At 55.5% G+C, this 24,759-nt stretch carries 20 protein-coding genes and 4 pseudogenes; 14 read left to right on the top strand and 10 right to left on the bottom strand.

Annotation, left to right across the window (positions count from 1 at the left end):
- Positions 1–90: 90 nt before the first annotated feature.
- Positions 91–1,215 (bottom strand): alkene reductase, encoded by a 1,125-nt coding sequence (locus PSUM_RS29080; protein WP_083348648.1) that lies wholly within the window; start codon positions 1,213–1,215, stop codon positions 91–93.
- Between the two features lie 409 nt (positions 1,216–1,624).
- Here PSUM_RS29080 and PSUM_RS29075 point away from each other — a divergent pair, with 409 nt between their 5' ends.
- A complete protein-coding gene (locus PSUM_RS29075; protein WP_083348649.1) occupies positions 1,625–2,446 on the top strand; it encodes a CmcJ/NvfI family oxidoreductase in 822 nt (273 codons plus the stop codon).
- Positions 2,447–2,593: 147 nt separating this feature from the next.
- On the opposite strand, the gene PSUM_RS29070 is transcribed toward PSUM_RS29075, so the two are convergent.
- A complete protein-coding gene (locus PSUM_RS29070; RefSeq protein WP_033040702.1) occupies positions 2,594–3,484 on the bottom strand; it encodes a LysR family transcriptional regulator in 891 nt (296 codons plus the stop codon).
- A 110-nt stretch (positions 3,485–3,594) separates the two neighbouring features.
- On the opposite strand from PSUM_RS29070, the gene PSUM_RS29065 reads away from it, so the two are divergent.
- A complete protein-coding gene (locus tag PSUM_RS29065) occupies positions 3,595–4,602 on the top strand; it encodes a zinc-binding alcohol dehydrogenase family protein (RefSeq protein WP_033040700.1) in 1,008 nt (335 codons plus the stop codon).
- Between the two features lie 90 nt (positions 4,603–4,692).
- A complete protein-coding gene (locus tag PSUM_RS29060; RefSeq protein WP_020800176.1) occupies positions 4,693–5,001 on the top strand; it encodes a putative quinol monooxygenase in 309 nt (102 codons plus the stop codon).
- Between the two features lie 54 nt (positions 5,002–5,055).
- Here the strand turns inward: PSUM_RS29060 and PSUM_RS29055 are convergent, their stop codons facing one another.
- Positions 5,056–6,039: an LLM class oxidoreductase gene (locus PSUM_RS29055; protein ID WP_020800177.1), complete on the bottom strand. Its 984-nt coding sequence runs from the start codon at positions 6,037–6,039 to the stop codon at positions 5,056–5,058.
- Between the two features lies 1 nt (position 6,040).
- Positions 6,041–6,412: pseudogene (locus PSUM_RS32755) on the bottom strand (oxidoreductase); the annotation flags it as partial.
- Between the two features lie 143 nt (positions 6,413–6,555).
- On the opposite strand from PSUM_RS32755, the gene PSUM_RS32270 reads away from it, so the two are divergent.
- The 8 genes and pseudogenes from PSUM_RS32270 to arsJ all read left to right on the top strand — a co-directional run bounded on the left by PSUM_RS32270 (position 6,556) and on the right by arsJ (position 13,117).
- Positions 6,556–7,050 (top strand): NAD(P)/FAD-dependent oxidoreductase, encoded by a 495-nt coding sequence (locus PSUM_RS32270; RefSeq protein WP_249030809.1) that lies wholly within the window; start codon positions 6,556–6,558, stop codon positions 7,048–7,050.
- 537 nt (positions 7,051–7,587) lie between these two features.
- Positions 7,588–7,999 (top strand): annotated as a pseudogene (locus tag PSUM_RS29040) (arsenate reductase ArsC).
- Between the two features lie 8 nt (positions 8,000–8,007).
- Positions 8,008–8,379, top strand: a complete 372-nt coding sequence (locus PSUM_RS29035) for a metalloregulator ArsR/SmtB family transcription factor (RefSeq protein WP_010455862.1) — start codon at positions 8,008–8,010, stop codon at positions 8,377–8,379.
- 172 nt (positions 8,380–8,551) lie between these two features.
- Positions 8,552–9,625: an ACR3 family arsenite efflux transporter gene (arsB, locus tag PSUM_RS29025; RefSeq protein WP_033040695.1), complete on the top strand. Its 1,074-nt coding sequence runs from the start codon at positions 8,552–8,554 to the stop codon at positions 9,623–9,625.
- Positions 9,618–10,334: an arsenical resistance protein ArsH gene (gene arsH / locus PSUM_RS29020; protein ID WP_020799268.1), complete on the top strand. Its 717-nt coding sequence runs from the start codon at positions 9,618–9,620 to the stop codon at positions 10,332–10,334. The genes arsB and arsH overlap by 8 nt, the downstream gene beginning before the upstream one ends.
- A gap of 12 nt (positions 10,335–10,346) precedes the next feature.
- Positions 10,347–10,859 carry a phosphatase domain-containing putative toxin gene (locus tag PSUM_RS29015; protein WP_033040693.1) on the top strand — a complete coding sequence of 171 codons (513 nt, stop codon included), beginning with the start codon at positions 10,347–10,349 and terminating at the stop codon, positions 10,857–10,859.
- A gap of 23 nt (positions 10,860–10,882) precedes the next feature.
- On the top strand, positions 10,883–11,887 hold the full coding sequence (locus PSUM_RS29010) for an ArsJ-associated glyceraldehyde-3-phosphate dehydrogenase (RefSeq protein ID WP_083348651.1): 1,005 nt from the start codon (positions 10,883–10,885) through the stop codon (positions 11,885–11,887).
- A gap of 9 nt (positions 11,888–11,896) precedes the next feature.
- Positions 11,897–13,117, top strand: a complete 1,221-nt coding sequence (gene arsJ / locus PSUM_RS29005; RefSeq protein ID WP_083348652.1) for an organoarsenical effux MFS transporter ArsJ — start codon at positions 11,897–11,899, stop codon at positions 13,115–13,117.
- Between the two features lie 348 nt (positions 13,118–13,465).
- Here the strand turns inward: arsJ and PSUM_RS32265 are convergent.
- A pseudogene (locus PSUM_RS32265) lies at positions 13,466–13,784 on the bottom strand (pyridine nucleotide-disulfide oxidoreductase); the annotation flags it as partial.
- Between the two features lie 490 nt (positions 13,785–14,274).
- Between PSUM_RS32265 and PSUM_RS28990 the strand changes: the two are divergent.
- A complete protein-coding gene (locus PSUM_RS28990) occupies positions 14,275–14,823 on the top strand; it encodes a cytochrome b (protein WP_020799263.1) in 549 nt (182 codons plus the stop codon).
- A gap of 154 nt (positions 14,824–14,977) precedes the next feature.
- On the opposite strand, the gene PSUM_RS31630 is transcribed toward PSUM_RS28990, so the two are convergent.
- Positions 14,978–15,514, bottom strand: a complete 537-nt coding sequence (locus tag PSUM_RS31630; RefSeq protein WP_141195527.1) for an NMCC_0638 family (lipo)protein — start codon at positions 15,512–15,514, stop codon at positions 14,978–14,980.
- A 132-nt stretch (positions 15,515–15,646) separates the two neighbouring features.
- A complete protein-coding gene (locus PSUM_RS28985) occupies positions 15,647–16,072 on the bottom strand; it encodes a GNAT family N-acetyltransferase (RefSeq protein WP_020799262.1) in 426 nt (141 codons plus the stop codon).
- Positions 16,073–16,110: 38 nt separating this feature from the next.
- On the opposite strand from PSUM_RS28985, the pseudogene PSUM_RS28980 reads away from it, so the two are divergent.
- A pseudogene (locus PSUM_RS28980) lies at positions 16,111–16,527 on the top strand (inositol monophosphatase family protein); the annotation flags it as partial.
- A 498-nt stretch (positions 16,528–17,025) separates the two neighbouring features.
- Here PSUM_RS28980 and PSUM_RS28975 read toward each other — a convergent pair.
- From PSUM_RS28975 to PSUM_RS28965, 3 genes are all read right to left on the bottom strand, one after another.
- The gene (locus PSUM_RS28975; RefSeq protein WP_042955624.1) at positions 17,026–17,460 is read right to left on the bottom strand and encodes a universal stress protein; all 435 of its coding nucleotides are present in this window, start codon (positions 17,458–17,460) and stop codon (positions 17,026–17,028) included.
- A gap of 68 nt (positions 17,461–17,528) precedes the next feature.
- Entirely contained in the window at positions 17,529–20,264 is a 2,736-nt protein-coding gene (locus PSUM_RS28970; protein ID WP_042955623.1) for a cation-transporting P-type ATPase, read from the bottom strand.
- 396 nt (positions 20,265–20,660) lie between these two features.
- Entirely contained in the window at positions 20,661–22,871 is a 2,211-nt protein-coding gene (locus PSUM_RS28965) for an LTA synthase family protein (protein WP_083348653.1), read from the bottom strand.
- Between the two features lie 294 nt (positions 22,872–23,165).
- Here PSUM_RS28965 and nhaA point away from each other — a divergent pair, with 294 nt between their 5' ends.
- Complete coding sequence (nhaA, locus tag PSUM_RS28960) at positions 23,166–24,362, top strand: Na+/H+ antiporter NhaA (RefSeq protein ID WP_020799259.1); 1,197 nt, start codon at positions 23,166–23,168, stop codon at positions 24,360–24,362.
- Positions 24,363–24,759 lie beyond the last annotated feature (397 nt).

Below are 24,759 nucleotides of genomic sequence, written 5' to 3'. Positions count from 1 at the left end.
TCCCAGGTTCGGATGACCTGGACTGAACTCTTGTCTGCGGTCAGCAAGCGTTAGCCGCGCCCTGGAAGTCTGGGGCGCGGCCTCGATCACTCAGGGACGATAGCTCGGGTAGTCGGTGTAGCCTTTGTCGGTACCGCCATACATGCTTGTCGGGTCGACCGGGTTGAGCGGCCAGTTGTTGGCGATACGGGCGGGCAGGTCGGGGTTAGCGATGAAAGGACGGCCAAATGCGATCAGATCGCCCCAGCCGGCCTGGATGACACGATTTCCGCGTTCGGCGGTGTACCTGCCGGCATAGAGAATCTTGCCGCTGAAGATACTGCGAATATCCTCCCGGAACGCTTCAGGGAGATCGGGGGCGTCCTCCCAGTCGGCCTCGGCAAGCGACAGATAGGCGATACCCACTTCCTCGAGAATCTTCACCGCTTCTACATAGGTCTGATGGGGATCTTCCTCGACCAGGCCGAGGTAGACGCGATCTTCATCGGTGCTCGCGAATAGCGGGGCGAAGCGTACGCCCATGCGCTCCTTGCCTACGACGCCAGCAACTGCCTGGGTGATTTCGCGCAGGAAGCGCAGTCGATTTTGCAACGAGCCACCATATTCATCATCACGCTGGTTTGTGTGGGCGGAAATGAACTGGTTCACCAGGTAGCCATTCGCGCAGTGCAGTTCCACCCCGTCGAACCCTGCGTCCAGGGCATTGCGGGCTGCCTGGGCATAGAGCTGGACCAGTTCTTTCACCTCTGTGGTGGAAAGCGCGCGCGGGGTCGATGGATCGGCCAGTGCGCCCGTGCCGGGACCGGTCTCGATGAATACCTTGACGTTGTCCGCCTTGATGGCTGACGGCGCGACCGGCGCTTCACCGCCGGGCTGCAGGGACGTATGCGACACTCGGCCGACATGCCAAAGTTGAGCGAAGATCACACCCCCTTCGGCGTGAACGGCGTCGGTGATTTTGCGCCAGCCTTCGATCTGCTCGGCGCTGTAAATGCCGGGAGTCCAGGCGTAACCCTGACCACGAGGCTCGATCTGGGTGCCTTCGGTCACCATGAACCCCGCACCAGTACGCTGGCGGTAATAAGTGGCCATGAGATCGTTCGCAATGTTGCCGGGCTGGGAGCTACGCGAACGGGTCAGCGGTGGCAAAACGATTCGATTCTTGAGGGTGTAGGGCCCCAGTTGTGCGGTTTTGAAGAGCGCGGATTGTGTCATTTCATTTACCTGCATATCTAGAAATATCGATGTATTAAGTTAAATCGATGCGGCTCCACGGGATCGGAACAACCGCTTCATCCTTGATCCCTTCGCATACGGGAAGAGGATGATGGCCGACTTGCCACCCGTTCGAGCGTTGCAGGGATAACCCTCGCATTTGGGCGCCTCCTGGAGTACGTGGGGTGGCTTGGAATCCAGACTATTTGTGAAATCGAGATATGTCAATATCTAGTTTTGTCTTTCCCAATCCCTGTTTGCGACGCGGGTCGGGGCGATGCACCTCGAGGTGCATTTGAAAGTACCCATTCGAAGGCATATGATCAAAAGTGAGGCAGTTTACATGCATGCTACAGCTCCGCCACGGTGACACCACGCCGGATGCGGTCAGCAGACCGGGAGGTGTTACTTGAAGTGCACAACTGATATGCCCGCCAGTGTCATCACGACACTTACCTACCTGGTCAAGCACGATGCAAAGCCCTACGTGCATACCGAGGCTCTGACTGGTGATAGTGAACCGCACTATTTTGCTGAGCAGGAGGAGCGCGAGGTCCCGATATACAACGGTCGTCCCTTGGCAGACAGCCTTTCTCTGGACAAACAGGGGTTTGAACTGCATCGGCGGGATACGGTGGTTGACGACCTCTACGACGATACCTCAGTGGAAAGCGTCTACTATGACGAGGTCAAGGCCTTGATCATGGAGTTGACGGGCGCGAGCCGGGTCGTCATTTTCGACCACACCAGGCGCAGCGACGCCGAGCGACGGGGTATTCGCGGCCCAGCCAGCCGTGTGCATAATGACTACACCGAGCGCTCGGGGCCTGAGCGTATCCGCGACGCGCTGGGCGGGGATCAGGCCGTCACACTGGCAGCGGTCCCGGTGGCCCAGATCAACCTCTGGCGTCCGATGAGTGGGCCCGTCAAGCGCTCGCCGCTGGCCGTGCTGGACGCCTCGACGCTCGACCCCGACGACCTGCTGGCCACCGACTTGGTCTATCCGGATCGTATCGGTGAGATCTACCACCTGGCCTACAATCCGCACCAGCGCTGGTACTATTTTCCGGACATGCGCCGTGACGAAGTCTTGCTGATCAAGGGGTATGACTCGCGTCACGACGGCCGAGCCCGCTTCACGCCCCATACCGCCTTCCGGGACCCAAATACGCCGCCGGGAGCCCCACCGCGCGAGAGTATCGAAGTTCGCACCCTGGCCTTCTTTGATTAAGTTTTTGCCACCTGGCGGATTGCTGATCCACCCTCACCGCACGTCACGCCGAGTAACAGGCGGCCATCACTGAGCTGATCGACACTGGTTACGGCCTTGGTGGTGTGCAGGGGGATTGCGGATTGGCATCAATCGCCGTCATTCGGTTCAACTGCGCTCCAGAGCAGAAAACTGGCCCCTCAACCACGTATAAAGCTGCGAAACCGCAGGGCTGATCTGCTTGCGATGTGGGCACACCAGGCTCAACGGTGAAGCTTCCCCGGGATAATCCGGCAGCAGCACAAGCAGACGCTCTGCAGCGATATCTGCACTGACATCCAGCCAGGATTTGTAGGCGATACCTTCACCCTCCAATGACCAGCGCCGCACGACATCGGCGTCGTCGCTGAACAACGGTCCTGAAACCTGCACGGTTTGCCCGCCCAGGTTCCACTTGTCGTAGACCCGGCCATTTTGCCAATAGAGCAGGCAGGGATGCTTGCTCAAGTCATCCGGCGTTTGGGGAGCACCGCAGCGTTGCACATACTCCGGCGAGGCAACCAGCACCCGCTGGTTCCACGGTGCGAGCGGCAGTGCCACATAGTTGGCGTCTTCATTCGGGCCGTATCGAATCGCCACGTCCACCGGGTCGCGAAACAGATTGGCCATCTGGTCCGACAGGAAAAAACGCAACGTCAATTCCGGATGCTGACGGCGGAACAGCGTCAACCACGGCAGCAGTATGTTGCGCCCCAGATCGGACGGCGCTGTCACTTGCAGTACGCCCCGCAGCGTGGCGTTCTCACCGCGCAGGTTTTCCTTGCCTTGCTTCAGGGTTTCAAGCACTGCGTGGGCGGTGGGCAGATATTGCTCGCCCTCGGCAGTCAATCGCAGGCTGCGAGTGGTGCGGGCGAACAGTCGCACGTCCAGTTCGCGTTCCAGACGTTTGATGGCGGCCGCGACCTGACCAGGCAGCAAGTCAACCTCCAGCGCCGCTGCGGTGAAACTGCCCAGCGCGGCGCTGCGGATGAATAAACCAAGATCATCGATGCGGATCATTTTCACTCCTGCAGTGAAAGTGTTGGCGCATTCTGCTTGTTTTTCTTTGTACATGGGAAGTCGAAGATGGCCGCAAGTGAATGCACCAACCCTTCAGACAGCGAGTGTCCATGAAAGCCATCACCTTTACCGAACACGCCTTGCCCATCGACAATCCACAAGCATTGATTGATATCAACCTCCCGATGCCCACGCCTGGCCCACGGGATCTGCTGGTTGAAGTTCGCGCGGTATCAGTGAATCCGGTCGACACTAAGGTGCGCGCCGGAACTTTCACAAAAGAACCGAAAATCCTCGGCTGGGATGCCACAGGCATTGTCCGCGAGGTCGGCTCTGGAGTGACGCTGTTTCAGCCGGGCGATGAAGTGTTCTATGCCGGCTCGATTGCCCGCACCGGCAGCTACAGCGAATTCCATTTGGTCGATGAGCGGATCGTCGGGCACAAGCCTCGTTCATTGAGTGCAGCCGATGCGGCCGCGTTGCCGTTGACCTCGATCACTGCATGGGAATTGTTGTTTGACCGGCTTGGTGTCGTCGAGGGTTCGGGGGAGGGCAAGTGCCTGTTGATCACTGGAGCGGCTGGCGGCGTCGGTTCGATGCTGGTGCAACTGGCCCGACAGTTGACCCGCCTGACCGTCATCGGAACTGCCTCACGCCAGGAAACCGCTGATTGGGTGCGGCAGTTGGGGGCGCATCACGTGATCGATCACAGCCAGCCACTGCTCGCACAGTTGCAAGCGCTCGACGTGCCGCAGATCGACTATGTCGCCAGCCTGACTCACACCGAACAGCACTTTGCACAACTGATCGACGTGCTCAAGCCGCAAGGGCGTCTGGGTGTGATTGACGATCCCGAAAGCCTCGACGTGATGCCACTCAAGCGCAAGTCGCTGTCGTTGCATTGGGAGCTGATGTTCACCCGCTCGCTGTATGAAACCCCGGACATGATCAACCAGCATCACCTGCTCAACCGGGTCAGCGCTCTGATTGACCAAGGTGTTCTGCAAACCACCGTGGGCGAGCACTTCGGTGCGATCAATGCGGCAAACATGCGTCGTGCCCATGCGCTGGTCGAGAGCGGCAAGGCCCGGGGCAAGATCGTTCTCGAAGGTTTCTGATTTCACTCATCCATCAGGCGGGCTCGCTTGTGGGCCCGCTGAACTGCCCGCGGCATCACTTTCCATTTTTTTATTGTTGGAGCGTTGACGGTGAATACGTCCAGTAACGTGTTGGTATCGATTGCCGTGCTCAAGGCCAAAGCAGGCAAAGAACAGGCATTGAAACAAGAATTGCTGGCGCTGGTCGAGCCGACTCGCGCAGAGCCGGGCAATCTCGACTATGTGTTGTTCAAGCTGCGTGACGAGCAGGGCACGTTCTACATGCGCGAGGCTTTCAGGGATCAGGCGGCGCTGGATGCGCATTTTTCGATGCCGTACTTTCAGCGCTTTGCCGCGACGGTAGATGACCTGCTCGAAGAGCCGTTGCAACTGATATTCCTTGAACAGGTATCAGCCTGATGTTTCAACCTGTTGAACCATACCGCCTCGGCCGGCAAGGAAGCGGCCGGCCTATCAATTCTCTTCAGGAAGCGGCTGTACTCCGAATTGCGGAACGATGTGAGTACCCAGCTCCTCAATGACTTGCGCAGCAGGGCGCTTTCCGTATTTGAGATTCAGGATAACGTGGTCCACTCCGATTTCCTCAAGCGACTCCAGCAAAAACCGGAGATGGTAGCGTCCAAGTTTGAACCCCAAATGAATGCGAGTGGGTGGCGTGGACGGATTCTCATCGAGGTCGATGTAAAGCGACTGAGTGAAGGGCTTATAGACGGAGCCACATTGCTTCATGACCTCCAGCCGCCAATCTTCCACGATCAGTCGCTGCATGTTCGGTATACGTGGATAGTTGATCCATCCGACGCTTTCGCGCGCGATCCAGTCCAGTGACTGGCGACTATTGCCGGTCACGAGCATTGGAATGACTTGGGTTGTGGGTTTCGGAATGAGGTCTGCGCCGCGCATCTCACCACTGCTCCAGCGGATGGGTTCAAAGCTGGTGCTGTGGGCTTGGCGAATCACCTCGTAGTGTTCTCGAAAGATTTCTCCGCGTCTTTCGGGATCGACGCCAAAAGCCGAAAACTCCACTGGGCGATCGCCGGAAGCTACCCCCAGAATCAAGCGACCTGCGCTCAACTGATCGACGCTGGCCGACGCCTTGGCCGTGTGCAGAGGATGGTGTAGAGGGATGGCAATGGAGGCAGTGCCAAGCGCTATCTCCGACGTATGAGCGGCCATATATCCCAGGTAAACCCAGGGGTCGAACAGTTGGCCAACATCGCCGAAACCAGGGTCCCGAAGCGGCACGTCGCGGAACCAGAGCGCGCAGAAGCCCAGCGCCTCTGCTTGTTTGGCCAGTGCGACCTGGTTGAGCATGCTCGGAGTGTCCCCATCGAAGGCCTCCAAAGGAAAGAACAATCCAAGGCTCAAATGACCCTGTGTGAAGGTTCGGCTGAACCCTCGATGCTGCTGATAAGGAATCGTGCTCGGCCGATACATACTAATCTTCCTCAATGGGAGAACGTGGACAGCGCCCTATTTCCAGAGGTGCTGCGGCATCGGTCGCTTGAGAACGACAGGTGGGGTAGTGCGTGTAGCCTTCCCGTTGCGCCGTACATGCTGGTCGGGTCGACCGGATTGAGGGGCCAGTTGCTGGCGATACGCGAGGCAGGTCCGGATTTGGCGAAGAGCGGACGGTAGAAGGAAATCAGATCGCTCCAGCCCGATACATCATCTGAGCACAGGCTCGGGGATCATTTAACAAGCGTAGGCGGTTTTGCAGTGAACCACCATGTTTGTTGTCACGACGATTGGTGTGGGCGCAAATGAACGGGCTCACGAGGTAGCCGTTCGCGCAGTGCAGTTCGACACCGTGTGATCGATCCCGAGCAATGGATTCCAGACCATGCTTTTGCCTTGAACGATTCTGGGCGGCCCGGAGAGTGAGTGGTTTTTCTATAGAGAGTCCCAATGATCAGCTGAAGTCACTCCGCGTTTAACGCCCTACAGGATCTGGTGCGTCTGATTCAGGAGGCACCGCAAACCAGAGTGCTCTGGGCGATCCGGGGTAATTCTCTTGAGCGCATTCTGGGGGGGGGGGGGGCGAATGATCAATTGGAAGAGCGCGGAAAGCTCGGCCTGAAGATTCGCCAATTGCTGAATGACGGCGTGATCGAGCTGTTCAAAAACGTCGCTATCGATCAGGTTGTAGGCAGTGGTCAAGGGTTGGTTGTGAGGGCCGGAGACCAGATACTTCCACCTGTGGACCAAATCATTGTGGCGACTGGATTCCGACCTGACATGAGCCTGCTCGCCGAGTTGCGTATTGCACTTGATCCCGCAACTCAAAGCGCAGTGTTGCTCGCTCCAATGATCGATCCCAACGCGCACAGCTGCGGTACGGTCAGGCCTCATGGCGCGATAGAACTTGCCCATCCTGAGGAAGGTTTGTTCATCGTTGGGATGAAGAGCTATGGTCGGGCACCTACGTTCTTGTTGATGACCGGGTAGGAGCAAGTTCGCTCTGTCGTCGAGGCGCTGGCGGGTGATTGGGATGCGGCCAAAAGGGTTGAGCTGATCCTTCCGGAAACGGGCATTTGCAACTCGGATTTCGATGAAGTCGATGATCGCTTGAAGGCCTCGGCAAGTCAGACGTCTTGTTGTGGCACCGGAGAGACAATCCTTGAGGCCGCGCCTCGTACCTCGCCGGGGTGTTGCAAAGCCTAGTGCGCAGCAACAGAACCCGCCCTCGATGACCGGGGCGGGTTAAGGGCGACCTTCTTATTTTCTTTTGCACGTTCAGGTAGTCCTTGAACCAAGGAGCGACCTTTTTCTGCGTGAGTGACTGATTCATTGCAGAAACCATATATACACTACCGCAGATATTTGAAGAGGCACGGAAGGCGGGCTAGCGCCGTAATACGCAGCTTTCATTGAAGGTGCTTGGCGGAGTCTAATCGTTTTGATGGATTAATGGGTCGTTGGCTCTTTACCTTGTATACGGAAAAACATATATTCGTTAAGCCGCATATGAACTGAGACTTCACAATGACCCGCAAAGCCCGTGTCCTGTTCGTCTGTACTGCCAACGCTGCACGCTCCCAGTTGGCCCAAGCGTTGCTGAGGCATACCGATTCGGAGCATTTCGAGGCGTTCAGCGCCGGCACAACTCCAACTCAGGTAGATCCGCGCACCTTCGAGGCGCTTTCACACATCGGCGTGAGCACCGAAGGATTACGTAGCAAGTCGATAGACGAGTTCGGTGGTGAGCGTTTCGATTACGTCATCACCTTGTGTGATAAAGCCGCAGCGCAATGCCTGTCTTTACCTGGAGCGGGGGAGTCATTGGCCTGGAGTTTTGAAGACCCGGTCACCAGCACCAAGCCCGATGCCTTCCGTCACACCCTTCACGAATCATGAGCGCATCAAGATGTTCGTCTTGGTCAAAAACAAACACTGAGAAACGATATGGCTGACCATCTGACACCGACCACTGTTTTCAAATGCCTGGCCGACGACACTCGGGTCCGCACGATGATGCTCATCACCCGTGAAGGAGAGCTATGTGTTTGCGAGCTGACCTGCGCGTTGAACGAGAGTCAGCCAAAAATCTCCAGGCACCTGGCGCAGCTGCGTACTTGCGGCCTGTTGTCGGACCGTCGGCAAGGCCAATGGGTGTATTACCGACTGCACCCGAATCTCCCTGATTGGGTTCATCAAGTACTGACCACCGTGCTGGAAAGCAACAAGCACTGGTTGAGCCCTGATGCCAAACGCCTTGATGAAATGGGTGACCGTCCTGAACGGGCAGCCGTGTGCTGTGAAAGCAAAATCGCCTGATTCCGCCTTCGACCACGAGATCACTCGATGAAAATCCAGCTCCTCTGCACTGCCAATAGCCTAAAACCCGTATTGAAGCCTTCCTGGCATTACCGCTTTCCCAACTGAGTGCCGAACAGCTCAAGGCAGAGCTGGCCCTGATTGGCACGTTGTAACCACAGGAGCAATGATCATGAGTAAAAGCCGCCTTTCCTTCCTGGACCGATACCTGACCCTGTGGATTTTTCTCGCCATGGCCTTGGGTATCGGTTTGGGGAGCCTGTTCGAAGGCTGGCCGCAATGGCTTAACAGTCTTTCTGTGGGCACAACCAACATCCCCATCGCTATCGGCTTGATGGTGATGATGTATCCGCCTCTGGCAAAGGTTCGTTATGAGGAACTGCCGGAAGTCTTCAAGGACAAGCGCATCCTCGTTTTGTCTTTGGTCCAGAACTGGGTCATCGGCCCGGTGTTGATGTTCGCGCTGGCGATCATCTTCCTTCGAGACCAACCGGAATATATGACGGGCCTGATCCTGATCGGGTTGGCTCGTTGCATCGCGATGGTGCTGGTCTGGAATCAGATCGCGGGAGGCAACAACCAGTACGTCGCTGGGCTGGTAGCGTTCAACAGCATCTTCCAGATCCTGTTTTTCAGTGTGTATGCCTGGGTCTTCCTTGGTCTGCTGCCGCCGCTTTTTGGGTTGGAAGGCAGTGTGATTGAGACCAGCTTTGTCAGCATTGCCGAGTCGGTCCTGATCTACCTGGGTGTGCCGTTCCTGGCAGGCTTCCTGACCCGCAGGATCCTCATTGCCCGTAGAGGTGAAGCTTGGTTTCAGGAACGCTTCATTCCAAAGATCAGCCCGCTGACACTGGTGGCACTGTTGTTGACCATCGTGGCCATGTTCAGCCTCAAGGGTGATGTGGTGCTGCAATTGCCGCTGGATGTATTGCGTATCGCGGTCCCTCTGACGATTTACTTCGTGGTGATGTTTTTCATCAGCTTCTGGATGGGCAGGCTGCTCAAGGCTGATTACCCACGTACCACCGCACTGGCGTTTACAGCCGCGAGCAACAACTTCGAACTGGCGATTGCCGTGGCTATTGCCACCTTCGGCTTGGCTTCCCCGGTCGCCTTCGCCACGGTGATTGGCCCGTTGGTGGAAGTGCCAGTGCTGATTTCCCTGGTCGGTGTGGCCCTCTGGTTGAAACGCCGCTGGTTCGATGACTCCAAGAGCACCATTGCGCAGGACAAAGACTATGTTTGATGACCCTATCCCCCAACTCGAAACCGAACTGGTTGATCTCCCCTCGACAGACAAGCTCGGCATCGAAAAGACCTCCATCCATAAGCCGCGCATTTTGCTGCTGTACGGGTCGACCCGTGAGCGCTCCTTCAGCCGTCTGTTGGTGGAGGAAGCCGCTCGACTGCTGGAGCACTTCGGCGCGGAGACGCGAATCTTCAATCCGTCAGGTTTGCCGCTGCCAGATGACGCCCCTGACGATCACCCCCGTGTGAAAGAACTGCGCGAGCTGATGCTGTGGTCCGAGGGGCAGGTCTGGTGCTCTCCTGAACGTCACGGCTCCATGAGCGCAGTGTTCAAGGCACAGATCGACTGGGTGCCACTGGCCATGGGCGCGGTACGCCCGACCCAGGGCAAAACCCTTGCGGTCATGCAGGTATGCGGTGGCTCGCAGTCGTTCAACGTGGTCAATCAGCTGAGAGTGCTGGGACGTTGGATGCGCATGTTCACCATCCCCAACCAATCCTCTGTGCCGAAGGCCTATATGGAGTTCGATGATCACGGCCGGATGAAACCTTCTCCGTTCTACGACCGTGTCGTCGATGTGATGGAAGAGTTGGTGAAATTCACGCTGCTGCTTCGTGACCGCCAGGACTATCTGGTTGATCGTTATTCCGAGCGCAAAGAGTCAGCGGAAGCACTCATGAAACGTGTTAATCAGCGCTCCATCTGAGGATTTTTCACCTTGTCACAACACCCTTATTCCGTGCTGCCTCTGGCACAGTTCAATGGCCAATTGATCTTCACCCCGTGCCCCGGCACAAAGGGCACCAAGCCTTTCGAGGCGGTGCAAACCCTCAAGGACGCAGGCACATCGGCGTTGCTGACGCTGATGCCGACCGAGGAGTTGCTTCAGAACGAGATCGACCTGCTGCCCGAAGAGTGCCAAATGCTCGGCATCGAGTGGTTTCACCTGCCAATAGAAGACGATCAAGCGCCTGGCGAAGCATTCAAAGCCGCATGGGAACAGCATCATCCGCGACTCCAGCAGCTGCTGACCGAAGGGAACACGATTGCTATCCATTGCAAGGGCGGCTCGGGTCGTACGGGCTTGGTCGCCGCTCAGTTATTGATCGAGAGCGGTGTGCCATTTAGTGATGCCATCCGCGATGTCCAGTCGTTGCGTCCACGCGCCATTCAGCATCCTGCCCACATTGAATACATCGGTCAGTTCGACACCCAGTCGAACTCCCTCTGACAACAGATACAGAGCACATCAACATGACTATCAAAGTTGGCATCAATGGTTTTGGTCGGATCGGTCGCCTCGCGCTGCGAGCCGCCTGGAGCTGGCCGGAGTTTGAATTCGTGCAGATCAACGATCCGGCAGGCGATGCAGTAACCCATGCGCACCTGATCAACTTCGACTCTGTGCACGGTCGTTGGCACAGCGAAGCCAGCGCAGAGGGCGATCAGGTAGTGATCGGCGGCAAGCGCATCAAGGTGACCGCGAACAAAGCGATTGGCGACACCGACTGGTCGGGTTGCGATCTGGTGATCGAGGCCAGCGGCAAGATGAAAACTGTGGAGGTGTTGCAGGCCTACCTGGATCAGGGCGTTAAACGTGTGGTGGTCTGCGCTCCGGTGAAGGAAAAAGGCGCATTGAACATCGTCATGGGCGTCAACCATCAGCTGTTCAACCCGGCTGAGCATCGCATCGTCACCGCCGCTTCGTGCACCACCAACTGTCTGGCGCCAGTGGTGAAAGTGATCCACGAGAAGCTGGGCATTCGCCACGGTTCGATCACCACCATCCACGACCTGACCAACACCCAGAGCATTCTCGATCAGCCGCACAAGGATCTGCGCCGTGCGCGTGCTTCCGGCATGAGCCTGATCCCAACCAGTACCGGCTCGGCCACTGCCATCGCCGAAATCTTCCCGGAGCTGCGCGGACGCCTGAATGGTCACGCTGTACGCGTACCGCTGGCCAACGCTTCGTTGACTGATTGTGTCTTCGAGGTCGAGCGAGCCACCACTGTGGAGGAGGTGAATAAGCTCCTCAAGGACGCTTCCGAGAAAGAGCTGAAAGGCATCCTCGGTTTCGAGGAGCGTCCATTGGTGTCCATTGACTACCGTACCGACCCGCGTTCATCGATCATTGATGCGCTCTCGACCATGGTCATCAACGGCACCCAGGTCAAACTTTACGCCTGGTACGACAACGAATGGGGCTATGCCAACCGTACCGTCGAACTGGCCAAAATGGTCGGCCTGGCAGTCTGAGGAGCGATCATGAAAGCGTTGTCAGCCCTCGCTCCGGAAGTGCGGCAGTATCTGCTCGTGACGGGCAACTACTGGGCCTTCACCCTCACCGACGGCGCTTTGCGCATGTTGGTGGTGCTGCACTTTCACGCGTTGGGCTACAGCCCACTGCAAATCGCGGCGTTGTTCCTGTTCTACGAACTCTTTGGCGTAATCACCAATCTTGTGGGCGGCTATCTCGGTGCTCGGCTGGGTCTGAACCGAACCATGAACATCGGGTTGGGCATACAGGTCGCGGCGCTGCTGATGCTGACAGTGCCCTCGGCCTGGCTGACCATCCCCTGGGTGATGGGCGCTCAGGCGTTGTCGGGGATCGCCAAAGACCTGAATAAGATGAGTGCCAAAAGCTCCATCAAGCTTCTGGTTCCTGATGGGCAGCAGGGCAAGCTCTACAAGTGGGTGGCGATTCTCACCGGCTCGAAGAACGCACTCAAGGGTGTGGGTTTCTTTCTGGGCGGAGCCTTGTTGGCACTCATCGGCTTCAAAGGTGCCTTGCTGGCCATGGCGGGTGTCTTGGCGCTGATTTGGATCAGCAGCTTGATCCTGTTGAAGAAGGACCTGGGCAAAGCGAAAGCCAAGCCTAAGTTTCGCGACATCCTGTCCAAGAGCCGGGCGATCAATATTCTTTCGGCAGCACGGATGTTTCTGTTTGGCGCCCGCGACGTTTGGTTCGTGGTGGCCTTGCCGGTTTACCTTAGCGGCGTTTTCGGCTGGGACTTCTGGGAGGTTGGCGGATTCCTCGCGGCCTGGGTGATTGGCTACGGCATTGTGCAATCCTTCGCGCCCAACATCACCGGCAAGAAACGAGGGCACGTACCGGATGGTCGTGCGGCGTTCCTGTGGGCACTTGCATTGGCGGGAATGCCTGCGGCCATTGCTCTCGGGCTAAACACCGGGGTGTCACAGCAGGAGGTATTACTCGGCGGATTAATGGTCTTTGGCGCGCTGTTCGCGGTGAATTCGTCGCTGCACAGCTACCTGATTGTCTCTTACGCCAAGGAAGACGGCGTGTCGCTGGACGTGGGGTTTTATTACATGTCCAACGCCATGGGGCGGCTGATAGGCACGGTGCTGTCCGGCTGGGTTTATCAGGTGTATGGGCTGGAAGCATGCTTGTGGATATCGAGCGCATTCGTTCTGCTCGCTGCATTGATTTCTATCGGGCTGCCGAAGCATGCCGAGGCGATATGAAACCGTCAAACAGGATGCGGTGGGGACATGGTTTATAGGAGAGTGGCGCAGTAACCAGGGAGATGCTTCAGCGCTACCGTCACTTCGACTTTCCGTCGACAGGCTGCAATGGGGGGATTGCACGGTGGAGTTTGGCAGCCTGATTAGCCGCGATGAGAAGCGAGCATCCTGGGTGGTGAAAGAGGGCAGCAACTGTCCAGCCAACAACCAAGGACTGCTGAAGGATATCCTGCTTCAGCGCATAAACGACTGCATGGTCAGTGTCCAACGTTACGCTTCTGCGGAAGATGTCAGGCAAGGCTCTCCGCAACAGTCAGCGGTATACACCAAGGCCGATTGCAGTCCGCCTCAGGCGGACTGACCGGCGAGAAAGGCTACGATCTCATTGACAGTGCTTCGTGCTGTTCGTGTCACACCGATCAGTGTGGCGGACGCCGAACCTGTCCACTCACCGTAACCAACCACAACCTTGGCTCTTCGGTCGAGTGGGTGCCTTCGACCTCAACGCGGCCCTCGGCGTTGACCAGCCCCAGTGATTCAAGATGCTGTAGGGCTGACCTGAAACCGGTGCACCAAATTACCGCGTCCACCTCAGATTCGGAACCATCGCTCCAAATAACCCCGTTGCAGACTTGAGAACATTGCGCTCTCGGGCTTCGTAGACAGGCCGTTTTTGTGGCTCAAATGGCTCTCATCACGCGTTATCCGCTTAATTTCGCCAACATTTCCGACTGGCGGTTTGCAGAGGTATCTACTTGTTGGCGCGGTGAAGTTTCTGCAAGTCAGTCTGGTTTTTTTCAAGATGAGCGATTGGTACGACTCACGAAAAAGGACAGGTATTGCAGATTTGCGGTCTCCGATAATCACGAAGTGAAGTTCGGCAGTTAGCTTGGTCATGTGCTCACCCGAGATGCGGGCATGATAGACATGGTATTCCTACTGCGAGTGGCTGCTATTGGCGATTTCTGCCTGTCACTAGGGGCTGAAAGCGACCCATTGCTGACCTTCTCTTTTGGAGTGGGAAAGCTTGGTAGCCGGGGAGGTTCTGATTGGAATGTATCGAGCTATTCGATTCTTATAAGCAGTAATTGTCATTTTTTTTCGATAACTTATCGAGGCAATAATTCATCCACGATTGAACTGAAAAGGCACACAGGATGGCAAAAGCAGAGAGTTACACCAGTACTGCAAAGTGGCTGCATTGGGGGATGGCGTTGCTCTGGATCGGTGCCTGGTTCATTGGAATCCTGGCCACTCACTGGCGTGATGAGTTTAATACGCATCATGAGCTGACATTCCTGCACAAAGCGATGGCGAGTACGTTGCTGTTTTTGATTGTTGTGCGTATCGCATGGAGGATCACTCACCCCGCGCCGGCATTGCCCGCGGCGATGAGCCCGCTAATGAAGCGTGGGGCTTTCTTTGGTCACTTTATGCTTTACGCAATTGCGCTAATCGGCCTACCACTCTCTGGCTGGTATTGGAGCTCTGTGGCAGATAAACCCATCCTCGTGGCCGGACTTTTTCAGTTACCGCCTATGGTCGATCCTGACCAATCGCTTTATGGCTTGGCAAAATCGATTCATACCTATGTTGCTTGGCTATGCGGAGCCTTGGTGGGAGGGCACGTCATCGTGGCGCTCAAGCATCACTTCGTTGAAAAAGACGAGGTGTTGAAAGGCATGCTGCCTGGTCGTAATTCGTAAGCGAGTCCAAGGAATAGAGTCACAGGGGTTAGGGGCCAGATTTTTATCACCACTCAAACGACTACTTCTGGTCGATTGCGCCGGTCAGCAGTGGCTAAAATGGATAACTGCTGCTTGTCGTTGCTGTGCAATCTTTTGACCGCAGTGGTTGCTTCTATTGGCTGATGATTGTTGCTGAACCCAGCACTTGAAGTTGTGCGGATTCAGATGTGGCAGTAGTGATGGTAAACAACATTTTTCGTGTCGTGCTTGGAACTGACCATTCGTAGGAAAGGGTTTGAGTTTGCCCATTTGAGGGTGAGTGTGTTTGCTCGTTTTTTACCAGCGTTGAGGTAAACGGAGAGGGTGGATTTGCGACCAGTCCAGTGAACAGCTTGATAGCGGTCTCAGTACTTGCCCTGCGGACATGCACAGCGCAAAAAATCTTGCCGCTGGGAAGCGCTAACACAAACGTTCCGTACTTGTCTGGAACAGACCAAGCGTCGCCAGGATTACCTGCCAGAAACAACGCCGCTTTTTCGGTGGGAAGGCTAGGGATTGGCCTGAGTTTTTCTCGGAGTGCTTCCAGATTTGGAAGGTTCTTCATGCAAAGCGATGCGTATATTTTGGCGAACGAGTTGGCCTGGTCATCACCTTCGCTGGTAAGGCAGCCTTCATAAACATGCAGAGACCAGAAAGGTTCGAGACTCAAATCATAGAGTTCGCTCCTGGCCGATTGCTGCCTGCCACGAAGGGCCGAAGGGCGGTCATCGAATACGAGCGCCCCATAATTGATAGCTACCCGGTATCAAGTGCAGCAATCGGCTCAAGGTTCAATGTGCCGTCAGCACAACAGCTTGTGGTAGAACATTCGGGTATGTCCCGGCGGATAATCCGTCAGGCGCCCAAATTCGCAGTAGCCCAGCTTTTGATAAAATCCCGGTGCCTGAAAACTGAATGTCTCCAGCCAGATACCTATGCAGTACTTTTTCTGCGCGATGTCTTCGGCCATGTGCATAAGCCGTTGTCCGATACCCTGGCCCCGCATCGACTCGGGAACACTGACAAGATCGATGAGGAGCCATCGATAGGAAACCTTTCCGTACAGCCCGCCAATGATTTCATTGCTGTCAGGATCTCGCAGCAACAGGGCAAAAGTTTCATGGGCGTCGTCTCCACCCTTGGCCAGATTGTGGGCCAGCAACGGGGTCAGAATGGCTGACCGCTGTTCTTCCGTTGCATGTTCCGACAGCAGGATGTCTAAAGGCATGGCGCTCTCCCTGAGCAATGAATCAGTGGGTCGACAAGGATTTTTTGATGGGGTTGAAGGGGGCTGCTCTGTCGGTGGGTCTGCTGCATGTAACTATCCCAGTGCTTGGGGTCGTGTATGCCACTGTTACTCCTGAGGGGGCTCCTGATTGTATCGGTCGGACGGAAGGTCTTTCACACTTGATTCGCAACGGCCAACCAGTAAGCGCTGGTCTTGCTGATAAAAAGCTCTCGAAAGGCAGTAGAGTAATGGTCAGCGCTGCGGCGGTGAATAAACCGGAGCTCAATCGTGAGCTGTGCGCACCAGCGTGTTTTCATGCAATGCCTTCAATTGCATACAGGTTAGCAAGAGTTGCCGTCGGCGATGCTGTATGTGGTGTCTCGCTCTATCCTGTTTCAGCTCATGACGTCGTAGCTGGGCATGCGCTATTAAGAGGTGCAGGAGGGGTATTGCTGGGTTCCGAGTACAATCTACATGCCCATGTAGTTTCATCAACGCTTCGACGCTCCACTGTGTGCGTGCCGGAACGAAGGGCATGAGTAAGCAAAGGCGCTTTAAGCATTTCCAGGCGTGATGCCTCTGCTTGATTGAGCGCGATATCACTATAATGAGTGGTGGGCAAAGCCGCGAAGGTTGGAGTGCCGACCACGAAGGCCGACCACCCTTTCGGGTGCCGACGCGACCCCGCCCATAACGCAGGCAACGCGAGAACATGGTCACAAAGGCCCTAGACATTATTGAATTCGCCGAGGGTCTTCTGTTGGGGAGCAATCCTAGGCTAATCGATATCAAATCATTGTCGAGAAGGCATTTGATTCAAAAAGTATCAACACCCCGCTCGTCATAGGGCTTCATGGTCGGCGAAAGGGCAAAGCTCCATCAAAACCTTTCCCCAACAACTGTCTTTGACAATCCAGTTATGGGTGCCGTGCTGTCAAACCATTCACGATCTCCTATTTGACTAGGGTGATTGGTAAATCCGAGAGCTGAATCACCTTTGCCGCGACAGAGCCCAGAAAAATCCCCGCCAAAAAACCATTGCCATGCGAACCTAGGATGATGCTGTCACATCCAAGGGAACGCGAACACGCCACAATTTGGCTGGCTGCATCGCCTTGTAAGGTATGGAGTGCGAATGCAATCCCTTCTTGCTTCAGAAGCACCTCAGCTTTTTGTGAATCCTCAGCACTTTTATCCCCATAGTAACGATCACGCTCATCCTCGCTCATGTCGAGTGCGATTCGAGTTGGTAAAAGTGGCTGCACATTCACCAGATGTACCTCAACACTACCGCCCAGTAATCCGCCATCTTGGATCAGCCCAATAAGGTAACGCACCGCGCGCTCCGAATGCTCGGAACCATCGATCGCTACAAGTATTTTATGCATTTTCCAAATCCTCTTTCAGTGGCATGAAGATGCTTGTCGTTTAGGGTATGCCCAGTATGCAACCCGTTCTACTCGGACAAGCGGATTCGAATCTGTTTTTCTATCTCGATTACCGCAAACAGCGCAACACCAACCCCGATGATCAGCAGGCCATCAAGGAAGGGGACTGCCTCTGTTGCAAACACCTTTTGCAGCGGTGGCGCATACGTGATGGCGAACTGAGCGAAGGTAATCACTGTGACGGTCATCCACACGACCTTGGTGCCGCGAATGCCCTTCCAGGTAAGCGATGTGCTGTAGAGATTACGAATGAAGAACAGATGGAATATTTCCATCACGACTAACGTGTTCACCGCGATGGTTCGGGCCAACTCCACGGAGTAGCCGCGGTCGAGTGCATACGAAAAAATGCCGTAAACACCACAGAGGAAAAGAACGGAAACAAGCACCATATGCCAGACTAAGGCTCCGCTTATGAGTGGTTCCTTGCGTGAACGAGGCGGTCTGCGCATGGTGTTTTCTTCGGTGGGCTCGAACGCTAGCGCGATGCCGAGCGTCACTGCGGTTATCAGATTGATCCACAGAATCTGTATCGGCGTCACCGGCAGGGTAATGCCGAGTAGCAGCGCGACGATGATGGTCATGGTCTCGCCCGCGTTGGTAGGCAGCGTCCAGCTCAGCACTTTCTTGATGTTGTCGTAGACTGTCCGGCCTTCGCGTACTGCAGCCACGATGGATGCGAAGTTGTCATCTGCCAGCACCAGGTCTGCGGCCTCCTTGGCGGCTTCACTGCCTTTTCCACCCATGGCGATACCGGCATCGGCACGCTTTAGCGCTGGTGCGTCGTTAACGCCATCGCCGGTCATGGCCACTGTCATGCCGTTCGATTGCAGCAGCATTACCAACCTGAGCTTATGTTCGGGGCTGGTGCGAGCAAAAATATTGACGTCCTTTACCGCTTCCTTGAGGGCAGCATCGTTCATGGCGTCCAGGTCCACGCCAGTCAGCACCTTGTCGGGATTTTGCAGGCCAATCTGGCGACCGATAGCAGCGGCGGTGCCGCCATGATCGCCAGTGATCATTTTTACGACAATGCCCGCCCCTTGGCATTGCTGAACTGCCTTTATCGTCTCGGGTCTAGGTGGATCAATCAGGCCGACCATGCCCAGCAACGTTAACGTTCCTTGCACGTCCCCGAACTCCAACACGGTGTGCTCGGGCCGAACCGATCTCACTGCTAACGCCAATACACGCTGCCCCTTGGCAGCAATGGCGTTTGCCCGTGCGTGCCAGTATTCCGCATTGAGCGGTTCAGTTCCGCCGGCGTTTACGAACTGCTGCGTGCTCATGGCCAGTATTTGCTCTGGCGCGCCTTTCACATAGATAGAGGCATGTCGATCATGGTTGTGATGCAGTGTCGCCATGAAACGGTGTTTAGCGTCAAATGGTATGGCGTCGGTGCGGGGCCAAGCCCGATGGTCTTCATCTCTATCGATTCCGGTCTTTCCGGAAAATGCTAGCAAGGCACCCTCCATCGGGTCGCCCTCTACCTTCCATAAGTCATCATGCAGGCGCAGCACGGCATCGTTGCAAAGACCTGCTGCTCGCCCCAATTCTGACAGCGCGGGGTGAGACGATATGTCGATTAACTGATCGGCAAGACTGATGCTTCCCGCTGGCTGATAACCTGCGCCATCGACGGTGAAGAGGAGATCGTTCGTGACGACCGATGCCACCATCATTTCGTTGCGGGTGAGAGTGCCGGTCTTGTCAGTGCAGATGACGGATACCGAACCTAGCGTTTCGATGGCCGGTAGGCGACGCACGATGGCGTTGCGGCGAGCCATTGCCCGTACTCCTACAGCCAGCGTAATAGTAAGGACTGCTGGCAGCCCTTCAGGTATCGCCGCTACCGACATCCCCACCACGACCATGAAGATCTCGGTGAATGCGTAGTGCCCGACATAATGGCCGAACACGAGCAAAAGGCCACCGACTAACAAGATCAAGATCGTCAGCCAGCGCGCGAATACGTTCATTTGCTGCACCAGCGGGGTGGTCAGCGTTTCTACTCCTGCAAGCAGCGTACTGATGCGTCCGATTTCAGCAACTGCTGCGGTAGCAACTACAACCCCTGTTGCTTGCCCGCAAGTCACGAGGGTGCCGCTGAATGCCATGCATGTACGATCACCCAGGGCAGCTTCAAGACCTACTGGTTCAGTATGTTTTTCTACTGGTAGGGATTCACCGGTGAGAATTGCTTCTTGAATTTGCAGTCTGTTCGCGTGCAGCAGGCGTAAATCAGCAGGTACTTTGTCTCCGGCCTCCAGCAATACAATATCGCCCGGTACTAGCGCCTCACCTACAACACTCAAGCGTTCGCCTGCGCGAACTACTGCTGCGTGCGGTGCCAACATCTGCCGGATAGCGTCCATGGCTTTTTCCGCTTTGCCTTCCTGGACGTATCCAATGATTGCGTTTGCAATTACTACCGCAAGAATCACCACCGTGTCCCACAGATGTTGCAGCATCGCGGTAATCGCAGCGGATCCTAGAAGCACATAAATCAGAATGTTGTGAAATTGCAGCAAGAATCTGAGCCACGCAGGCCGACGTGCGGCTTCTGGTAGCCTGTTGAAACCAGTGCGGGCAAGCCTGGCTTGAACTTCGGTTGCCTCCAACCCGACATGCTCATTCACCTCGAGCAGGTTCATCACTTGCTCTGCAGGCAGCGTATGCCACGCCACGGAATGCGTGGGAACTAGTGTTAGCTCAGCTGCTGCGTCGACCACCGGCTTCTTCAATGAATATCTCCTGTGCGCATAGCTCGACTGAACTGGGCTGAGTTGGTCATGGGCGGGCGCGGGTATAGCAGAACGCTTAAAAAATCGTTGGATTTTCTTACATTCACTCTATTAACCAGCTGATACGAACTAAAAGATCCATGCAACCAAGCGCTTGATGATTATTGACTTAAATCAAATTGTTGGCAGACGGTAGTGTGACAAGATATTTACGGAGCAATCTATTCTTCGATCTAAGCCTCTTGTGATTTATGGTCGCAGCACCCTGATATTGCTTTTAGTAAGTTCGATCTGTTAAGAGTATTGGAATGCAGTTGCTGCAATACTTTTATAAATCATTACGTTACAGTCCACATAGGGCTTGCACTCATAGTAAGAGTGCAAGCAATGAGGTACCTAGCTTGATTGAGCACTGCTGTCGACCGGGTTCTCATCCAGCACCTCTAGTGCTTCTGGCAACTCGGTAATCACGCTGAAGTCGCTCACTTCAACGGCACCCAATCCATAGCCCAACAAGTGGAACGAAAACGCCTTACGCGACTGCGGATTGTCAAAGCTGAAGTCCATCTCCAGTGGCTGGTCTGCTGTGACGACCATTTCGGCTGGCAGGCCCAGCTGGACATCCTGCTCCAGCTCCTTGGCCTTGAGCAGTATGTAGGCGTTCTGTTGTGGATCTACCGAGCGCACGGTCAGGCGAACGCGAGTGTGCGAGCCCTTAGGCATTTCGAGGTACTGAGCACCGATAAGGTTGTCGGCCCAGTCATCCTTGATCTGCGCTTGAAGCGGGATGATAGCGGGGCTGCCGAACTGGTAGTGCTGGTTCAATGGTGTCCGGAGCAGCGAGTGATCCAGCGCCGTCGCTCTTGCTGTGATTTGTCGGGCGCGTTTACCGCCGTACTGACCAGTCAAGGTCGCACGCTCGGCAATAAAGCCTTTGCTGGCGTAAAACCGACAGCGCTGTTGAAAATCACACTCGGTCAAGGTGCCTTGGCCATCGTGATAGCGCAGCTTGTCGTTGGTGAATGACATAATTTCGCGGCCCGTTTCATAATCACGAAACAGGGACCGACCGCTCAAGGCTGAGGGGGCAGGCAAGGCGAAGTAGTCGAGTATCGAGGCACTCAGATCGACATGCCCGTAGACCCCAGACTTCACCCTGGGCAACTGATCCTGTTCGGGCGCTAGCATCAGGTTGAAGCCCCATGAGGAAGCCAGGCGTACACCATCTATGCCGTGGGACTCGTCCGAGGTGATTACCACCAGGGTGTCTTTCAAGATGCCCTGACGTTCCAGGCTGCTGAAGAATTGTCCGAGAGCATCATCCAGATATCCGACGGCGGCCTGCTTGGGTGTGTCGTAGCGCTCAAGGTAGTCTTCAGGGGCCGAATAGGGTTGGTGGGTGCCAACGGTCAGCAGGGTCAGCATCCACGGCTTTTTCTGCTTTTTCAGCTGGCCGACGTATTCGAGCGCCCCCTCGAAGAAAGCCTTGTCATCCTTGCCCCAAGGGAACTCCAGGTAGTTGCTATTAGAGAACCATTCCAACCCGTGCGTAGCGTCGAAGCCGATGTGCGGCATGATCTTGTCTTTGGCCATGAATCGCAGGCCTGCCCCCTGAAGGTAGTGCGTGGCAAACCCGTTCTTGCGCAACTGGGCAGGTAGGCAGGCTTGGTTGCGCTCACTCTGGGTCAACATTTCGACCCCCTTGGGCGTGCCGTTGTCCAGCTTGTCGTAATCGCCACAAAGCATCGCGTAGAGGCCGCGAATGGTTTGATGGCTGTGTAATACATAGTCCGGCGTATTCATGCCGCGTTCTGCCCAATGACTGAGGTTGGGCATGAGGTTTTCTTGATACCTGCTGTGCAGGGCTTGGCGGTTGACGCCGACGTAAGCGCCAGGAATACCTTCCAGCGCGATGATCAACACATTACGCGCACGCCCCGGTGCCGCGAGCAATTTCTGTCCGTCCAAATCGAGCTGAGTGAGCCCCGCCATTTGCGGTGGGACATCGACAACATCACCTTCCAACCACTCTTCTGCGCTTGCCTGAACATCGCCAACGCTCGCGGCCATCAACTGGTGCGGGAGGTTGAACAAGCGCCACTGGTCTTCCTCTGAGGGGGACAGGTGCTGAGCGCCCCAATGGGTGATCAATAGCAGTAGCGGTGCTCCCCACGCGCTTCGCGGCAAGCCTGGAGCGGCAGTGGAACGTCCCAGATACTGCGTGATCAGCCAAATCACCAGTCCAAGAAATAGAGTGGCGGCTAGCCAAGGCTGGGCGAAACCACCACCGGTAGAGTTTTCCAAAAACTGAGGGTCGATCAGGTAGTGCAGGTCTGAGGAGTTTGGAAGTCTACCGACCGCGCTGACCAGTTCGGCAGTCGCCAGCGTCATAACTCCCCATGCCAGCAGCACTGGAAGTGCTAACCACCAAGGACGGCGATGCAGGAGTACGATGAGCAGGCTCGCAGTTCCCAGATCTGAAAGGTAGCCGAGTGGATTCGACCAACCCAGTGCCGCACGCATGCACACAGGCACGATCAGAACCAGTCCGAACAGAGTGATGAGACGTGCATAGGGTTGTCGTAACCAGCGACGGATAATGTTCACAGTGGCCTTCCAGACATTAAATCTTCATACAAGTGTGCTGGATGGTATCAAGCGATGGGAAGACTGATCGGGTTATTCGAAAAGGGCATGGGGTATGGAAGCGATGGGCGGCCTGTATATTGTTTCGCATGCGAATAGGTTCTGGCCTAAAACCCCCATTCCAGAGCAATGAATGAACAGCATTAATGCCTGGTTATGGCCTTAAACATTAACTGTTTCAGGCTGTTTAACGCCGCCATGTTCGTGTAGGCCAGATGTTAATCTATTACCTTTTAAGTGATCCCAAGGATGTTGATGACCAAGCATCAAGCTAAAGCCGAAACCCCTAGAGCAGCAGCGATTCTGACTCGCTTCCTGTCGTCGGAATCCGCTGGCGGTCTCGTGTTGATGGGCGCAGCTCTGGCCGCTCTGATTGTTGCTAACTCGCCTGTATCCCAGAGTTACTTTGCAGCCTTACACAGCGTTTGGATGGGCATGTCTGTAGAGCATTGGGTGAATGATGGTCTGATGGCGATCTTCTTCCTGATGGTCGGTCTTGAAATCAAACGAGAGGTGCTGGCCGGTGGGCTTTCCACTTGGGGGCAGCGCGCCTTACCTGGATTTGGTGCTTTGGGCGGCATGGTTGTTCCTGCGCTGATCTACATCGCAATAAACTGGGGTAATCCTGAGACCTTGGGGGGATGGGCGATCCCGGCCGCTACTGACATCGCATTCGCTTTAGGTGTTTTGTCGTTACTGGGTAAGCGAGTCCCGACTTCGCTGAAAGTGTTTCTGGCTGCCTTAGCGATCATTGACGATCTGGGCGCAGTGGTGATCATCGCCTTTTTCTATACGTCGGGCCTTTCCATGCCGATGTTACTGGCCTCGCTTGCGACTCTGGTCATTCTGATCGCAATGAATCGATTGGGCGTAAGGCGATTGTTCCCGTATCTCCTGGTCGGTGGTGTACTGTGGTTCTTCGTGCTGCAATCGGGTGTACATGCCACGCTGGCGGGTGTCGCTGTGGCGATGTGCATCCCAATGGGCAAGCCAGAAGAGGAAGCCCGATCTCCGCTGCTTTTCCTGGAAGAGAAGCTGCACATGTGGGTAGCGTTCGCAGTGGTGCCGATTTTTGGTTTCGCCAACGCGGGTGTTTCATTGTCCGGAATTTCGATGGAGAACCTGGTCGATCCGGTTCCGCTGGGTGTAGCCCTGGGTCTGTTGGTGGGCAAGCAGGTCGGTATTTTCCTATTGGCTGCTCTGACCATTCGTATGGGCTTGGCCAAGCTGCCGGAAGGGAGCACCTGGGTTCAACTCTATGGCGTAGCACTGTTGTGCGGCATTGGTTTCACCATGAGCCTATTCATTGGCAATCTGGCGTTCGCCGGATCAGCTCTTTTGATTGATGAAGTCAAAGTCGGGGTATTGATCGGATCGATTCTGGCAGCGTTCGGTGGCGTTATAGTCCTTCGCCGCAGCAGCGTCCTAACGAGTGCTGCCGTAGCCAAATAATCTCTCTTGAGATGACCACAGTATCTCGAAACCTACAAATACTGTGGTTTAGAAACCTGCGTCAGCGAAGCAACAAGACAGGCATTCAGGCTGTTCGAAGCACTGTCTAAGTCGTGTTATCACCAGGAACTGTTGGATATCCATAAAGCCCGGCCAAGTGCCTAATGCTGTTCACTTAAGACTATTTTCGGCGGGCAAGAAATCTGTGGCGAGGGGATTTATCCCCGTTGGGCCGCGAAGCGGCCCTCAGCGTCTTTTCAAACAGATCGAGTGGTTCGCATTGACGACTGCTTCGCAGCCGAACGGGGATAAATCCCCTCGCCACAAATGTGGCCCCCCCACGCATAAGTGAACGGCATTACGGCCAAGTGCCGGTTTCTACTCACCAGTTAATTTT

Origin of the sequence: Pseudomonas umsongensis, from assembly GCF_002236105.1 — a bacterium.
Taxonomy (GTDB): Bacteria; Pseudomonadota; Gammaproteobacteria; order Pseudomonadales; family Pseudomonadaceae; genus Aquipseudomonas; species Aquipseudomonas umsongensis.
This window is presented reverse-complemented; position numbering and strand designations above follow the sequence as displayed.

Excerpts from the sequence above, each read along its gene's own strand:
- PSUM_RS29080 (WP_083348648.1), bottom strand. The coding sequence starts at position 1,215 with ATGACACAATCCGCGCTCTTCAAAACCGCACAACTGGGGCCCTACACC.
- PSUM_RS29070 (WP_033040702.1), bottom strand. The coding sequence starts at position 3,484 with ATGATCCGCATCGATGATCTTGGTTTATTCATCCGCAGCGCCGCGCTG.
- PSUM_RS29065 (WP_033040700.1), top strand. The coding sequence starts at position 3,595 with ATGAAAGCCATCACCTTTACCGAACACGCCTTGCCCATCGACAATCCA.
- PSUM_RS29055 (WP_020800177.1), bottom strand. The coding sequence starts at position 6,039 with ATGTATCGGCCGAGCACGATTCCTTATCAGCAGCATCGAGGGTTCAGC.
- PSUM_RS29035 (WP_010455862.1), top strand. The coding sequence starts at position 8,008 with ATGGCTGACCATCTGACACCGACCACTGTTTTCAAATGCCTGGCCGAC.
- arsB (WP_033040695.1), top strand. The coding sequence starts at position 8,552 with ATGAGTAAAAGCCGCCTTTCCTTCCTGGACCGATACCTGACCCTGTGG.
- arsH (WP_020799268.1), top strand. The coding sequence starts at position 9,618 with ATGTTTGATGACCCTATCCCCCAACTCGAAACCGAACTGGTTGATCTC.
- PSUM_RS29010 (WP_083348651.1), top strand. The coding sequence starts at position 10,883 with ATGACTATCAAAGTTGGCATCAATGGTTTTGGTCGGATCGGTCGCCTC.
- arsJ (WP_083348652.1), top strand. The coding sequence starts at position 11,897 with ATGAAAGCGTTGTCAGCCCTCGCTCCGGAAGTGCGGCAGTATCTGCTC.
- PSUM_RS28990 (WP_020799263.1), top strand. The coding sequence starts at position 14,275 with ATGGCAAAAGCAGAGAGTTACACCAGTACTGCAAAGTGGCTGCATTGG.
- PSUM_RS28985 (WP_020799262.1), bottom strand. The coding sequence starts at position 16,072 with ATGCCTTTAGACATCCTGCTGTCGGAACATGCAACGGAAGAACAGCGG.
- PSUM_RS28975 (WP_042955624.1), bottom strand. The coding sequence starts at position 17,460 with ATGCATAAAATACTTGTAGCGATCGATGGTTCCGAGCATTCGGAGCGC.
- nhaA (WP_020799259.1), top strand. The coding sequence starts at position 23,166 with ATGACCAAGCATCAAGCTAAAGCCGAAACCCCTAGAGCAGCAGCGATT.